Source organism: Coriobacteriaceae bacterium, from assembly GCA_025993015.1.
In the GTDB taxonomy this organism is placed as follows: Bacteria; Actinomycetota; Coriobacteriia; order Coriobacteriales; family Coriobacteriaceae; genus Collinsella.
The window spans coordinates 1,294,805-1,310,314 of sequence record DAJPFV010000001.1; the positions used below are offsets into that span (position 1 = coordinate 1,294,805).

4 protein-coding genes and 6 rRNA genes are annotated in these 15,510 nt (G+C 61.0%); all 10 read left to right on the forward strand.

Annotation, left to right across the window (positions count from 1 at the left end; genetic code table 11):
* The first annotated feature begins 253 nt into the window (after positions 1 to 253).
* Positions 254 to 1,759, forward strand: a 16S ribosomal RNA gene (locus OIL77_05495).
* A 397-nt stretch (positions 1,760 to 2,156) separates the two neighbouring features.
* Positions 2,157 to 5,131 (forward strand): 23S ribosomal RNA (locus OIL77_05500).
* 151 nt (positions 5,132 to 5,282) lie between these two features.
* Positions 5,283 to 5,398: ribosomal RNA gene (gene rrf / locus OIL77_05505) — 5S ribosomal RNA — on the forward strand.
* 846 nt (positions 5,399 to 6,244) lie between these two features.
* Positions 6,245 to 7,750: ribosomal RNA gene (locus tag OIL77_05510) — 16S ribosomal RNA — on the forward strand.
* A gap of 398 nt (positions 7,751 to 8,148) precedes the next feature.
* Positions 8,149 to 11,123: ribosomal RNA gene (locus OIL77_05515) — 23S ribosomal RNA — on the forward strand.
* 151 nt (positions 11,124 to 11,274) lie between these two features.
* A 5S ribosomal RNA gene (gene rrf / locus OIL77_05520) occupies positions 11,275 to 11,390 on the forward strand.
* Together the 16S, 23S and 5S rRNA genes form the textbook arrangement of a ribosomal RNA operon.
* Before the next feature lie 174 nt (positions 11,391 to 11,564).
* Positions 11,565 to 12,104 carry a holo-ACP synthase gene (acpS, locus tag OIL77_05525; protein HJI44861.1) on the forward strand — a complete coding sequence of 180 codons (540 nt, stop codon included), beginning with the start codon at positions 11,565 to 11,567 and terminating at the stop codon, positions 12,102 to 12,104.
* Entirely contained in the window at positions 12,105 to 13,721 is a 1,617-nt protein-coding gene (locus OIL77_05530; GenBank protein HJI44862.1) for an NAD(P)H-hydrate dehydratase, read from the forward strand.
* 2 nt (positions 13,722 to 13,723) lie between these two features.
* Positions 13,724 to 14,869 carry an alanine racemase gene (gene alr, locus OIL77_05535; protein ID HJI44863.1) on the forward strand — a complete coding sequence of 382 codons (1,146 nt, stop codon included), beginning with the start codon at positions 13,724 to 13,726 and terminating at the stop codon, positions 14,867 to 14,869.
* A gap of 8 nt (positions 14,870 to 14,877) precedes the next feature.
* Positions 14,878 to 15,498: a uracil-DNA glycosylase gene (locus OIL77_05540; GenBank protein HJI44864.1), complete on the forward strand. Its 621-nt coding sequence runs from the start codon at positions 14,878 to 14,880 to the stop codon at positions 15,496 to 15,498.
* Positions 15,499 to 15,510 lie beyond the last annotated feature (12 nt).

Genomic DNA, 15,510 nt, shown 5'->3' on the forward strand with positions numbered 1-15,510 from the left:
GGCCCGGTCGAACCGGATGAGCCGCCAGGCGTGCACCTTGAGAACCGGATACTGCGAGGATGGACACTTACTTCAGTGTCGCATCCGGGCAGACATCGAACCATTTGAAATGGTCTAACTTGGATTTGTTTTTCGCAAGGCCGCCGAGAGGCGGCCCCGAGAAATTCCTTTTCCTATACTAAAACCATATGAATCGAACGGAACCGATCAGCGATGACTGAGAGGATCGGACGGGCTCGAAGCCCATATATTTTGGACGGAGAGTTCGATCCTGGCTCAGGATGAACGCTGGCGGCGCGCCTAACACATGCAAGTCGAACGGCACCCCTCTCCGGAGGGAAGCGAGTGGCGAACGGCTGAGTAACACGTGGAGAACCTGCCCCCTCCCCCGGGATAGCCGCCCGAAAGGACGGGTAATACCGGATACCCCGGGGTGCCGCATGGCACCCCGGCTAAAGCCCCGACGGGAGGGGATGGCTCCGCGGCCCATCAGGTAGACGGCGGGGTGACGGCCCACCGTGCCGACAACGGGTAGCCGGGTTGAGAGACCGACCGGCCAGATTGGGACTGAGACACGGCCCAGACTCCTACGGGAGGCAGCAGTGGGGAATCTTGCGCAATGGGGGGAACCCTGACGCAGCGACGCCGCGTGCGGGACGGAGGCCTTCGGGTCGTAAACCGCTTTCAGCAGGGAAGAGTCAAGACTGTACCTGCAGAAGAAGCCCCGGCTAACTACGTGCCAGCAGCCGCGGTAATACGTAGGGGGCGAGCGTTATCCGGATTCATTGGGCGTAAAGCGCGCGTAGGCGGCCCGGCAGGCCGGGGGTCGAAGCGGGGGGCTCAACCCCCCGAAGCCCCCGGAACCTCCGCGGCTTGGGTCCGGTAGGGGAGGGTGGAACACCCGGTGTAGCGGTGGAATGCGCAGATATCGGGTGGAACACCGGTGGCGAAGGCGGCCCTCTGGGCCGAGACCGACGCTGAGGCGCGAAAGCTGGGGGAGCGAACAGGATTAGATACCCTGGTAGTCCCAGCCGTAAACGATGGACGCTAGGTGTGGGGGGACGATCCCCCCGTGCCGCAGCCAACGCATTAAGCGTCCCGCCTGGGGAGTACGGCCGCAAGGCTAAAACTCAAAGGAATTGACGGGGGCCCGCACAAGCAGCGGAGCATGTGGCTTAATTCGAAGCAACGCGAAGAACCTTACCAGGGCTTGACATATGGGTGAAGCGGGGGAGACCCCGTGGCCGAGAGGAGCCCATACAGGTGGTGCATGGCTGTCGTCAGCTCGTGTCGTGAGATGTTGGGTTAAGTCCCGCAACGAGCGCAACCCCCGCCGCGTGTTGCCATCGGGTGATGCCGGGAACCCACGCGGGACCGCCGCCGTCAAGGCGGAGGAGGGCGGGGACGACGTCAAGTCATCATGCCCCTTATGCCCTGGGCTGCACACGTGCTACAATGGCCGGTACAGAGGGATGCCACCCCGCGAGGGGGAGCGGATCCCGGAAAGCCGGCCCCAGTTCGGATTGGGGGCTGCAACCCGCCCCCATGAAGTCGGAGTTGCTAGTAATCGCGGATCAGCATGCCGCGGTGAATGCGTTCCCGGGCCTTGTACACACCGCCCGTCACACCACCCGAGTCGTCTGCACCCGAAGTCGCCGGCCCAACCGAGAGGGGGGAGGCGCCGAAGGTGTGGAGGGTGAGGGGGGTGAAGTCGTAACAAGGTAGCCGTACCGGAAGGTGCGGCTGGATCACCTCCTTTCTAGGGAGATACGTTCTTAGAGAGACAAACTTTAACTCGAATAGAGGGCAGGAGCCCGTCCGGTAGATGTCCGCCAGGATAAGTCCCCGCAGCACCCGGTCCCCGGGGTCGCACCCGCGTACCTTGAGAGCCGCATAGCGATAGGAGAGAGATGGAAGAGATTCATCTTCCAGACTCGATTCTTTTCTGCGATTAAATCAAGAATGATAGCAATCATTCATCCGATCCAAACAAGAAGAATTCACTTATGAATGAGTGAGGAGCATCTGATCGCGAGCACAGTGAAGACACTGTGCCGCGGTATGAGATACCCGAATTGCGACATACGAGCGCTATTCATGATATCGATTAATTTTTATTAGCGACACGTGGATATCCCGCGGGCCCGAGAGCGGTCCCGCAAGATACCACGGGCGCACGGCGGATGCCTTGGCACAGGGAGCCGATGAAGGACGCGGCAAGCTGCGATAATCCCCGGCGAGGAGCACACATCCTTCGACCCGGGGGTCTCCGAATGGGCGAACCTATCCGTAGAGGTACGGATATCCCGGCCCTGAACGCATAGGGGCCGGGAGGACAACCCGGGGAACTGAAACATCTAAGTACCCGGAGGAGAGGAAATCAATCTCGAGACTCCCCGAGTAGCGGCGAGCGAAAGGGGACCGATGGCCAAACCGTCGAGCGGGGATACCCGGCAGGGGTTCCGCCGGCGGGGTTGCAGGGCCGCGCATCCGGGGGCTGCCGCCCCCGGGCGCAGGTCCGGCTGGGGAGCGGAACGGCATGGGAGGGCCGGCCGCAGCGGGTGACAGCCCCGTACGCGAACCCAGACCGGACGGCGCGACGCGGTCCCTGAGTAGGGCCGGGCACGTGAAACCCGGTCCGAACCTGGGTGGACCACCATCCAAGCCTGAGTACTACCCTGTGACCGATAGCGCACCAGTACCGTGAGGGAAAGGTGAAAAGCACCCCGGGAGGGGAGTGAAACAGTACCTGAAACCGTGCGCCCACGAGCAGTCGGAGCACCCTTCGGGGTGTGACGGCGTGCCTTTTGTAGAATGAGCCAGCGAGTCGCTGGCGCGGGGCGAGGTTAACCGAAAGGGAGCCGAAGCGAAAGCGAGCCTTAACAGGGCGACTTGAGTCCCGCGCCGCGGACGCGAAGCCGGGTGAGCTATCCGTGGGCAGGCTGAAGCGGGGGTAAGACCCCGTGGAGGGCCGAACGCACGTCGGTTGAAAACGGCGGCGATGACCTGCGGATAGGGGTGAAAGGCCAATCAAACCCGGAGATATCTCGTTCTCCCCGAAATAGCTTTAGGGCTAGCGTCGCGCGTTCACCGCCGGAGGTAGAGCACCGGATGGACGAGGGGGCTTCGCCGCCTACCGAATCCAACCGAACTCCGAATGCCGGCGGCCCAGAGCGCGGCAGTCAGAGCATGTGGGCTAAGCTGTGTGCTCGAGAGGGAAACAGCCCGGACCGCCCGCTAAGGTCCCCAAGTTCCAGCCGAGTGGCAAAGGATGTGCGTCCGCCCAGACAACCAGGATGTTGGCTTAGAAGCAGCCATCCATTCAAAGAGTGCGTAACAGCTCACTGGTCGAGTGGACATGCGCCGACAATACACGGGGCTAAGCTGGACACCGAAGCGGCGGGATTTTATTTATTAGAATCGGTAGGGGAGCTTCCCATGGGCGGAGAAGCCGGAGGGCGACCGACGGTGGAGCGCATGGGAGTGAGAATGCTGGCATGAGTAGCGAGAGACGAGAGAGTAACTCGTCCGCCGTGAACCCGAGGTTTCCTGGGCAAGGCTAATCCTCCCAGGGTCAGTCGGGGGCTAAGGCGAGGCCGGTAGGCGTAGCCGACGCGCAGCAGGCAGACATTCCTGCACCGCGCACGCGGCGCTACGACCGACGGGGCGACGGATGGGGGTGGCTCGGCGGGGTTCTGGACGTCCCCGTGATGGAGCGCGGCCCGCGGACCAGGGAAATCCGGTCCGCAGAAGGGCGAGGCTCCGGACGAAGCGACTGAGCGAAGCGAGTGAGCCCGAGGTCCCTAGAAAAACCCCTAGGCAGGCGCGTGCGCGCCCGTACCGCAAACCGACACAGGTGGGTGGGTAGAACATACCGAGGCGATCGGGTCAACCATGGTCAAGGAACTCGGCACAATGGCCCCGTAACTTCGGGAGAAGGGGTGCCCGCGCGTACGTGAACGGACTTGCTCCGGGAGCGGAGGCGGGCCGCAGTGGAGAGGCCCAAGCGACTGTTTACCAAAAACACAGGACTCTGCAGAAGCCGCAAGGCGACGTATAGGGTCTGACGCCTGCCCGGTGCCGGAAGGTCACGCGGAGGAGTTAGCCATTTCGGCGAAGCCCCGAAGCCAAGCCCCGGTAAACGGCGGCCGTAACTATAACGGTCCTAAGGTAGCGAAATTCCTTGTCGGGTAAGTTCCGACCTGCACGAAAGGCGCAACGACTTGGGCGCTGTCTCGACCATGGACCCGGTGAAATTGCACTGGTCGTGAAGATGCGACTTACCCGCGGAAGGACGGAAAGACCCCGTGAACCTTCACTGCAGCTTGGCATTGGCCGCTGGTCCCGCGTGTAGAGGATAGGCAGGAGGCATCGATCCGGAGGCGCCAGCCCCCGGGGAGCCGCCCTTGGAATACTGCCCTCGCGCGACCGGCGTCCTAACCCGAGGCCGTCAACCGGCTCGGGGACCGTGCCAGGCGGGCAGTTTGACTGGGGCGGTCGCCTCCTAAAGGGTAACGGAGGCGCGCGAAGGTCCGCTCGGGACGGTCGGCAACCGTCCTTTTGAATGCAAGAGTACAAGCGGGCTTGACTGCGAGGCCCACAAGCCGAGCAGGTGCGAAAGCAGGCTCTAGTGATCCGGCGGCCCCGAGTGGGTGGGCCGTCGCTCAACGGATAAAAGGTACTCCGGGGATAACAGGCTGATCTTGCCCAAGAGTCCACATCGACGGCAAGGTTTGGCACCTCGATGTCGGCTCATCGCATCCTGGGGCTGGAGCAGGTCCCAAGGGTACGGCTGTTCGCCGTTTAAAGCGGTACGCGAGCTGGGTTCAGAACGTCGTGAGACAGTTCGGTCCCTATCCTCCGTGGGCGCAGGAGAATCGATGGAGGCTGCCCCCAGTACGAGAGGACCGGGGTGGACGCACCTCCGGTGAACCGGTTGTCGACCAACGGCACGGCCGGGTAGCCGCGTGCGGCGCGGATAACCGCTGAAGGCATCTAAGCGGGAAGCCGTTCCAGGGATTAGTTCTCCTTCCGGTAAGGGCCCAGGTAGACTACCTGGTCGATAGACGGCAGGTGCAAGGACGGCGACGTCCTCAGCCGAGCCGCACTAATCGCCCGAGCTCTTCCGGAACCGCACCTCGCGGCCCGCGGGACATGCGCTCTGAAGCGCGGTCCGGGCACGAGGATGCCCCCGAGTCACATCTTTCCTATGCGCCATGCGGCCCCCAGGGCACGCAGATATCGACCCAGGACACCGAAGATACGGTGGGCGCCGCCCACCGGTCAGCGGCCAGAGCATGGGGGGCACGCCCGGTCCCGTTCCGAACCCGGAAGCTAAGCCCCATCGCGCCGAGAGTACTGCGGGGTCAGCTCGTGGGAGGCCAGGGCGCCGCTGACCGGTGGACGGCACCGAGCCGTACGCTTGAACTGAGAAGGGGGAGGCCTCGCGGCCTCCCCCTTTTTTGCGTTATATGCGATATTTGCCCTATCCGTTTTAGGAGTGCTCGGATTGACGTTAGTCGAGGGCATCGTTGTCATCTGCGTTGGGGTAGAGCCGATCTTTTTGTTTATGTCGCTTTCTGTTGGCGCTCAGTCGACTCTAGGGTTCTGTCGCCACGTATATCCGGACGGTTCTTTTGCTCCTTATTTCCAGTAAATCAGTTAAGGGGTATTGTTTCAATTAAATACACTCCGCCAGCGGGGGCTCTATCTAATTAGTGATAGAGCCCCCGCTGGCGTTTTATGGGTTTGTTAACGTTGTCCTTCTATTTATGACGGGCTAACTAGCAGAGACCGACGAGGGTATAAAGATGCTATGTCTACAGTGGACAGCAAGATTCCCGAGGTCATACGGTCTGTCCATGGTTTATGACCATATGTGTGACTCTGAGCAACTCGGAGCCAGCTAATTCATTTGTGAACAAAATATGGAGTGCGCGATTCCCGCCCACGGGGGCCCTCCGGTCTGGCAATATATCTCCTTGCCGCGCGGCCCGGTCGGACCGGACCAGCCGCCAGGCGTGCACCTTGAGAACCGGATACTGCGAGGATGGACACTTACTTCAGTGTCGCATCCGGGCAGACATCGAACCATTTGAAATGGTCTAACTTGGATTTGTTTTTCGCAAGGCCGCCGAGAGGCGGCCCCGAGAAATTCCTTTTCCTATACTAGAACCATATGAATCGAACGGAACCGATCAGCTAATAGTTGTGAGGACCGGACGGGCTCGAAGCCCATTTATTTTGGACGGAGAGTTCGATCCTGGCTCAGGATGAACGCTGGCGGCGCGCCTAACACATGCAAGTCGAACGGCACCCCTCTCCGGAGGGAAGCGAGTGGCGAACGGCTGAGTAACACGTGGAGAACCTGCCCCCTCCCCCGGGATAGCCGCCCGAAAGGACGGGTAATACCGGATACCCCGGGGTGCCGCATGGCACCCCGGCTAAAGCCCCGACGGGAGGGGATGGCTCCGCGGCCCATCAGGTAGACGGCGGGGTGACGGCCCACCGTGCCGACAACGGGTAGCCGGGTTGAGAGACCGACCGGCCAGATTGGGACTGAGACACGGCCCAGACTCCTACGGGAGGCAGCAGTGGGGAATCTTGCGCAATGGGGGGAACCCTGACGCAGCGACGCCGCGTGCGGGACGGAGGCCTTCGGGTCGTAAACCGCTTTCAGCAGGGAAGAGTCAAGACTGTACCTGCAGAAGAAGCCCCGGCTAACTACGTGCCAGCAGCCGCGGTAATACGTAGGGGGCGAGCGTTATCCGGATTCATTGGGCGTAAAGCGCGCGTAGGCGGCCCGGCAGGCCGGGGGTCGAAGCGGGGGGCTCAACCCCCCGAAGCCCCCGGAACCTCCGCGGCTTGGGTCCGGTAGGGGAGGGTGGAACACCCGGTGTAGCGGTGGAATGCGCAGATATCGGGTGGAACACCGGTGGCGAAGGCGGCCCTCTGGGCCGAGACCGACGCTGAGGCGCGAAAGCTGGGGGAGCGAACAGGATTAGATACCCTGGTAGTCCCAGCCGTAAACGATGGACGCTAGGTGTGGGGGGACGATCCCCCCGTGCCGCAGCCAACGCATTAAGCGTCCCGCCTGGGGAGTACGGCCGCAAGGCTAAAACTCAAAGGAATTGACGGGGGCCCGCACAAGCAGCGGAGCATGTGGCTTAATTCGAAGCAACGCGAAGAACCTTACCAGGGCTTGACATATGGGTGAAGCGGGGGAGACCCCGTGGCCGAGAGGAGCCCATACAGGTGGTGCATGGCTGTCGTCAGCTCGTGTCGTGAGATGTTGGGTTAAGTCCCGCAACGAGCGCAACCCCCGCCGCGTGTTGCCATCGGGTGATGCCGGGAACCCACGCGGGACCGCCGCCGTCAAGGCGGAGGAGGGCGGGGACGACGTCAAGTCATCATGCCCCTTATGCCCTGGGCTGCACACGTGCTACAATGGCCGGTACAGAGGGATGCCACCCCGCGAGGGGGAGCGGATCCCGGAAAGCCGGCCCCAGTTCGGATTGGGGGCTGCAACCCGCCCCCATGAAGTCGGAGTTGCTAGTAATCGCGGATCAGCATGCCGCGGTGAATGCGTTCCCGGGCCTTGTACACACCGCCCGTCACACCACCCGAGTCGTCTGCACCCGAAGTCGCCGGCCCAACCGAGAGGGGGGAGGCGCCGAAGGTGTGGAGGGTGAGGGGGGTGAAGTCGTAACAAGGTAGCCGTACCGGAAGGTGCGGCTGGATCACCTCCTTTCTAGGGAGATAAGTTCTTAGAGAGAAAACACTTTAACTCGAATAGAGGGCAGGAGCCCGTCCGGTAGATGTCCGCCACGGATATGTCCCCGCAGCACCCGGTCCCCGGGGTCGCACCCGCGTACCTTGAGAGCCGCATAGCGATAGGAGAGAGATGGAAGAGTATCCTCTTCCAGACTCGATTCTTTTCTGCGATTTAAAGACAGAATGATAGCAATCATTCATCCGATCCAAACAAGAAGAATTCACTTATATATGAGTGAGGAGCATCTGATCGCGAGCACAGTCAACTACTGTGCCGCGGTATGAGATACCCGAATTGCGACATACGAGCGCTATTCATGATATCGATTAATTAATTTTAGCGACACGTGGATATCCCGCGGGCCCGGAGCGGTCCCGCAAGATACCACGGGCGCACGGCGGATGCCTTGGCACAGGGAGCCGATGAAGGACGCGGCAAGCTGCGATAATCCCCGGCGAGGAGCACACATCCTTCGACCCGGGGGTCTCCGAATGGGCGAACCCATGCACAGCAGTGTGCATATCCCCCCGCTGAACACATAGGCGGGGGGAGGACAACCCGGGGAACTGAAACATCTAAGTACCCGGAGGAGAGGAAATCAATCTCGAGACTCCCCGAGTAGCGGCGAGCGAAAGGGGACCGATGGCCAAACCGTCGAGCGGGCATACCCGGCAGGGGTTCCGCCGACGGGGTTGCAGGGCCGCACATCCGGGGGCTGCCGCCCCCGGGCGCAGGTCCGGCTGGGGAGCGGAACGGCATGGGAGGGCCGGCCGCAGCGGGTGACAGCCCCGTACGCGAACCCAGACCGGACGGCGCGACGCGGTCCCTGAGTAGGGCCGGGCACGTGAAACCCGGTCCGAACCTGGGTGGACCACCATCCAAGCCTGAGTACTACCCTGTGACCGATAGCGCACCAGTACCGTGAGGGAAAGGTGAAAAGCACCCCGGGAGGGGAGTGAAACAGTACCTGAAACCGTGCGCCCACGAGCAGTCGGAGCACCTTTATGGTGTGACGGCGTGCCTTTTGTAGAATGAGCCAGCGAGTCGCTGGCGCGGGGCGAGGTTAACCGAAAGGGAGCCGGAGCGAAAGCGAGCCTTAACAGGGCGACTTGAGTCCCGCGCCGCGGACGCGAAGCCGGGTGAGCTATCCGTGGGCAGGCTGAAGCGGGGGTAAGACCCCGTGGAGGGCCGAACGCACGTCGGTTGAAAACGGCGGCGATGACCTGCGGATAGGGGTGAAAGGCCAATCAAACCCGGAGATATCTCGTTCTCCCCGAAATAGCTTTAGGGCTAGCGTCGCGCGTTCACCGCCGGAGGTAGAGCACCGGATGGACGAGGGGGCTTCGCCGCCTACCGAATCCAACCGAACTCCGAATGCCGGCGGCCCAGAGCGCGGCAGTCAGAGCATGTGGGCTAAGCTGTGTGCTCGAGAGGGAAACAGCCCGGACCGCCCGCTAAGGTCCCCAAGTTCCAGCCGAGTGGCAAAGGATGTGCGTCCGCCCAGACAACCAGGATGTTGGCTTAGAAGCAGCCATCCATTCAAAGAGTGCGTAACAGCTCACTGGTCGAGTGGACATGCGCCGACAATACACGGGGCTAAGCTGGACACCGAAGCGGCGGGATTTTAATTCATTAGAATCGGTAGGGGAGCTTCCCATGGGCGGAGAAGCCGGAGGGCGACCGACGGTGGAGCGCATGGGAGTGAGAATGCTGGCATGAGTAGCGAGAGACGAGAGAGTAACTCGTCCGCCGTGAACCCGAGGTTTCCTGGGCAAGGCTAATCCTCCCAGGGTCAGTCGGGGGCTAAGGCGAGGCCGGTAGGCGTAGCCGACGCGCAGCAGGCAGACATTCCTGCACCGCGCACGCGGCGCTACGACCGACGGGGCGACGGATGGGGGTGGCTCGGCGGGGTTCTGGACGTCCCCGTGATGGAGCGCGGCCCGCGGACCAGGGAAATCCGGTCCGCAGAAGGGCGAGGCTCCGGACGAAGCGACTGAGCGAAGCGAGTGAGCCCGAGGTCCCTAGAAAAACCCCTAGGCAGGCGCGTGCGCGCCCGTACCGCAAACCGACACAGGTGGGTGGGTAGAACATACCGAGGCGATCGGGTCAACCATGGTCAAGGAACTCGGCACAATGGCCCCGTAACTTCGGGAGAAGGGGTGCCCGCGCGTACGTGAACGGACTTGCTCCGGGAGCGGAGGCGGGCCGCAGTGGAGAGGCCCAAGCGACTGTTTACCAAAAACACAGGACTCTGCAGAAGCCGCAAGGCGACGTATAGGGTCTGACGCCTGCCCGGTGCCGGAAGGTCACGCGGAGGAGTTAGCCATTTCGGCGAAGCCCCGAAGCCAAGCCCCGGTAAACGGCGGCCGTAACTATAACGGTCCTAAGGTAGCGAAATTCCTTGTCGGGTAAGTTCCGACCTGCACGAAAGGCGCAACGACTTGGGCGCTGTCTCGACCATGGACCCGGTGAAATTGCACTGGTCGTGAAGATGCGACTTACCCGCGGAAGGACGGAAAGACCCCGTGAACCTTCACTGCAGCTTGGCATTGGCCGCTGGTCCCGCGTGTAGAGGATAGGCAGGAGGCATCGATCCGGAGGCGCCAGCCCCCGGGGAGCCGCCCTTGGAATACTGCCCTCGCGCGACCGGCGTCCTAACCCGAGGCCGTCAACCGGCTCGGGGACCGTGCCAGGCGGGCAGTTTGACTGGGGCGGTCGCCTCCTAAAGGGTAACGGAGGCGCGCGAAGGTCCGCTCGGGACGGTCGGCAACCGTCCTTTTGAATGCAAGAGTACAAGCGGGCTTGACTGCGAGGCCCACAAGCCGAGCAGGTGCGAAAGCAGGCTCTAGTGATCCGGCGGCCCCGAGTGGGTGGGCCGTCGCTCAACGGATAAAAGGTACTCCGGGGATAACAGGCTGATCTTGCCCAAGAGTCCACATCGACGGCAAGGTTTGGCACCTCGATGTCGGCTCATCGCATCCTGGGGCTGGAGCAGGTCCCAAGGGTACGGCTGTTCGCCGTTTAAAGCGGTACGCGAGCTGGGTTCAGAACGTCGTGAGACAGTTCGGTCCCTATCCTCCGTGGGCGCAGGAGAATCGATGGAGGCTGCCCCCAGTACGAGAGGACCGGGGTGGACGCACCTCCGGTGAACCGGTTGTCGACCAACGGCACGGCCGGGTAGCCGCGTGCGGCGCGGATAACCGCTGAAGGCATCTAAGCGGGAAGCCGTTCCAGGGATTAGTTCTCCTTCCGGTAAGGGCCCAGGTAGACTACCTGGTCGATAGACGGCAGGTGCAAGGACGGCGACGTCCTCAGCCGAGCCGCACTAATCGCCCGAGCTCTTCCGGAACCGCACCTCGCGGCCCGCGGGACATGCGCTCTGAAGCGCGGTCCGGGCACGAGGATGCCCCCGAGTCACATCTTTCCTATGCGCCATGCGGCCCCCAGGGCACGCAGATATCGACCCAGGACACCGAAGATACGGTGGGCGCCGCCCACCGGTCAGCGGCCAGAGCATGGGGGGCACGCCCGGTCCCGTTCCGAACCCGGAAGCTAAGCCCCATCGCGCCGAGAGTACTGCGGGGTCAGCTCGTGGGAGGCCAGGGCGCCGCTGACCGGTGGACGGCACCGAGCCGTACGCTTGAACTGAGAAGGGGGAGGCCTCGCGGCCTCCCCCTTTTTGCGTTTACGGGCTTTTGTCTCACATAGTAGCTGTGTTTTATAACCCTCGTTTGTCGCATCTTCTGTGAACGGGCTACAATAACTTAGTCTGTGCGATATGGAGGTGAACATGGCTGAAGCTGGTATCGGCGTTGATATCGTCGAGATTTCCCGGATGAAATCAATTCTTGAAAAGACGCCGTCGTTTGCTCGGCGTGTGTTTACCGAAGAAGAGCGTGCGTATTGCGATGTATCATCGCGTCCCGCTGCTCACTATGCGAGCCGCTTTGCTTCGCGCGAGGCGGTGCTTAAAGCTCTCGGCACGGGTTTTAGTCAAGGCGTGGGTCGCAAGGATGTTTCGGTAACGCGTGATAAACTCGGCAAACCGAAGGCGCTGCTTTCGGGCCGTGCACTCGAGATCGCTCATGAGCTGGGTGTTGTTGAGGTCGCTCTTTCCATTACGCTTACAGGAGACTTAGCCGTTGCGAATGCCATCGCGATTACCGAAGATGCTCGGCCTAAGCCAAAAGATGAAAAGGTGAGCACCAAGAAACGCGTAGCGCAGACATTTAAAGAGGCTCGCTCTGTTTTAGATGAGCTTGAGCAGCTGCAGAATTCAGCATTGACGGAGCACCTGAGCGATGCTTCGCAAGATACGCTAGGAGCATAGATGAAACCGGTTTTGAGTACCGAAGAAGTCGTTCGTCTCGAGGATATCATCGAACGCGAAGGGACTTCGAAGGCCGAGCTTATGGAGCTAGCGGGTGAGTTTGCCGCCAACGAGGTCTTGAAGCTCAATCCCGATCGGGTTCTCGTTCTGGTCGGTTTTGGTAATAATGGCGGCGACGGTTGGGTTGCCGCCGATATCCTGAGCCATAAGGGTGTGGACGTCGATATCGTTTCTCCGGTTGAGCCGGATGAGATTCCTGCTGCTCTGGCACGTCATGTTGCTCGTCGTACTGCCGGCCGCGATGTGCACGTTTGCGTCGGCCCCTCGCGTGACGAACTCGAGGTTTTGATCGATAAGGCCGATGTTGTTGTCGATGCCATTTTTGGTACCGGTTTCCATGGGAATCTGCGTGCGCCGTTCTCCATCTGGATTCCTACGGTCAATGAATGCGCCGATTGTGTCGTATCCATTGATGTCCCCTCGGGCCTGAATGCCGAGACGGGCGTTGTTGATGACGACTGCATTCGTGCCGAACATACGGTGACGATGATTGCGCCCAAGATTGGTCTGTATAGCGCTGATGGCCCTGAGTATGCTGGCGATTTGATCTGCGGCAATCTTTACGACCGTCTTGACGAGGTCATCGATGATGTCGACCACGCCGCCGAGATTGTCGAGCCCGGTGACTTAGTTGATTACTTTGCCCCACTACCTACGAATATCGATAAGTATTCCCGTGGCTCTGTGCTTATTGTCGCCGGATCTGCACAATATCCTGGTGCTGCCATTATGGCGGCCAAGTCTGCAGCTCGCGCGGGTGCTGGTTACGTGGCAGTCGCGGCTCCTGACGCCTGCGCTAATCTTATTCGCATTGCACTTCCTTCGATTCCCGTCTTTGCTATTCCGTCTGATTCCCGCGGCTCCTTTGGCGCCGCTGCGCGCATGACGGTGTGCGAGATTGCAAAGAAGTACAGCTGCGTACTGTGCGGTCCCGGTATGACGACGTCTGCCGGCGCTATGCAGGTGGTTTCGGGCTTGCTCGAGCTTGATGTACCGCTTATTTTGGATGCCGATGCACTCAACTGCCTTGCTAAGATTGCCATTGACGGTATTGATAGTAACCCCGAGATGTATCGTCGCGAGCAGCCGTTGGTTATGACACCGCACTATCGTGAGCTTTCGCGTCTGGTTGCCGGTGACGAGGTGAACGACCTTGGTACCGCGATTGCAGCCGCGCAGAAGGTTGTCTGGGCTGCAGGCTCCGACAATCTGGTGGTCATTGCCAAAGGGCCGACGACGGCTATCTGTGGCGTTGAGCGTGTACTGCTGCCGCTCTCGGGTCCGGCTTCTCTGGCAACTGCCGGTTCAGGTGATGTTCTCGCGGGTATTTTGGCCGGCACGCTTGCCACCATGCGCGACGAGATGGATCGTTGGGAGTTGCTGTATTCGTACGCCGTCGCACTTCACAGCTACGCCGGTTTTGCCGCGGCGACGGAGTATGGTGAGAAGAGCGTCATCGCGACCGATCTTATCGACTTGATCGGTCCCGCCATGGAACTGGCGGCAAAGGATGCGCTCGAAGATCTGGGAATCATGGACGAAGGGTCGGATGACTAATCATGAATAAAGCCGATTTGACGCGCTGGTCCTGGGTCGAGATCGACCGCGGGGCGCTCCGTCGCAACACGAGGGCCTATAAGAACTTGTTGAATCCACGTCAGCGCCTGTGCTGCGTGGTCAAGGCCGATGCTTATGGTCATGGAGCTGTTGAGTGCGCCAAGATCATGTATTCGGCCGGTGCCGACATGTTTGCCGTGGCGACGGTTAACGAGGGCGTTGAGCTCCGACAGGGCGGGATTACGAAACCCATCCTCATCCTAAGCGAGCCGCCTATCGAGGCCATTCCGACGTTGCTCGAGTTTGATATCATGCCCTCGGTCTATACGTCTGACTTTGCTCTTGCGTATGGCGAATGTGCCGTCGCGGCGGGCAAGGTGGGCAAGTATCATCTCGCCATCGAGACGGGTATGAATCGTATCGGCGTACACTACACACAGGTGCTCGACTTTGTCCGCGGTATTAATTTCCATCGCGGTATTCAGTGCGACGGCGTATTTACGCACTTCGCCACGGCCGATGAACCTTCGGGCTGGGACTACAAGCTGCAGTGTCAGCGCTTTACCGAGGCCGTTCAAGCCATTAAGGATGCGGGTTTTGAGTGCGGTATCGTGCACTGCGCCAACACGCCGTCCTCGATGCTCGACCCCTCGATGCATTTTGATATGATTCGCGCCGGCGTTGGCTTGTATGGCATGCAGCCGTGCGAGCTGAGTGGCCGCGTGATGCAGCTTGATCCCGTTATGAGCGTCCATGCGCGCGTGACGCGCGTGGCACACCCTGCGATGGGTGAGGGCGTGGGCTACGGTTTTACCTACCGCGTACCGCGCACGCGCGTTCAGATCTGCACGCTGCCGATCGGTTATGCCGACGGCCTATCGCGTACGCTTTCCAATCGTATGGATGTGCTGTATCGCGGCGAGCGCGTGCATCAGGTTGGCAATATCTGCATGGACCAGTTTATGGTCGCCATTCAGTCCAACCCGGCACACGAGATTCCCGAGGCCGAGTATGGTGACGAGATGATCATTGTCGGCCGCGATGGCGATGCCGAGATCACTATGGACGAGATGGCCCGACTGCGCGGAACGATTAACTACGAGGTCGCCTGCGGCTTTGGCATGCGTCTCGACAAGGTCTACGTGTAGGAGCCGCTATGGGCGTCATGCACATCCCCGGCCATACCCATCAGGCACCACGTGAGGTCGCACTCGAGGAGATCGAGGCCGTTCTGGGCGATTGTCACCTCTGCCAGCTCTACCAGTCGCGTCACAATATCGTGTTTGGCGTGGGAAACCCCCGCGCTCGCGTGATGTTTATTGGTGAGGCGCCGGGCCGCAATGAGGATTTGCAGGGCGAGCCCTTTGTGGGGGCGGCAGGCGAGGACCTCAACGGCATTTTGTCGCTGGCGGGCCTCAAACGCGAAGACGTCTACATTGCCAACGTGCTTAAGTGCCGCCCGCCGGGAAACCGCAATCCGCGTCCCGAGGAAGTGCTGGCTTGCTCGCCGTTTTTGCGTGAGCAGATTCGAAGCATCTGGCCCGATATTATCGTGACGCTCGGCAACCCCGCGACGCACTTTGTGCTTAAGACCGAGATTGGCATTACTAAGCTGCGCGGCAGGTTCCACCAGATGGGGCATTTTGTAGTAATGCCCACGTTCCATCCGGCAGCAGCGCTGCGCAATCCGGCGTGGCAGGAGCTGCTGGAGGAAGACTTTAAGATGCTGGGCGACTATCTGGAGCGACATCCCGCACCAGAGGACGCCTCGGAATAATAAGGAGCATAT

Bases quoted from the DNA above. Each gene is read 5' to 3' on its own strand.
- OIL77_05530 (HJI44862.1), top strand. From the start codon at position 12,105: ATGAAACCGGTTTTGAGTACCGAAGAAGTCGTTCGTCTCGAGGATATC.
- OIL77_05540 (HJI44864.1), top strand. From the start codon at position 14,878: ATGGGCGTCATGCACATCCCCGGCCATACCCATCAGGCACCACGTGAG.
- alr (HJI44863.1), top strand. From the start codon at position 13,724: ATGAATAAAGCCGATTTGACGCGCTGGTCCTGGGTCGAGATCGACCGC.
- acpS (HJI44861.1), top strand. From the start codon at position 11,565: ATGGCTGAAGCTGGTATCGGCGTTGATATCGTCGAGATTTCCCGGATG.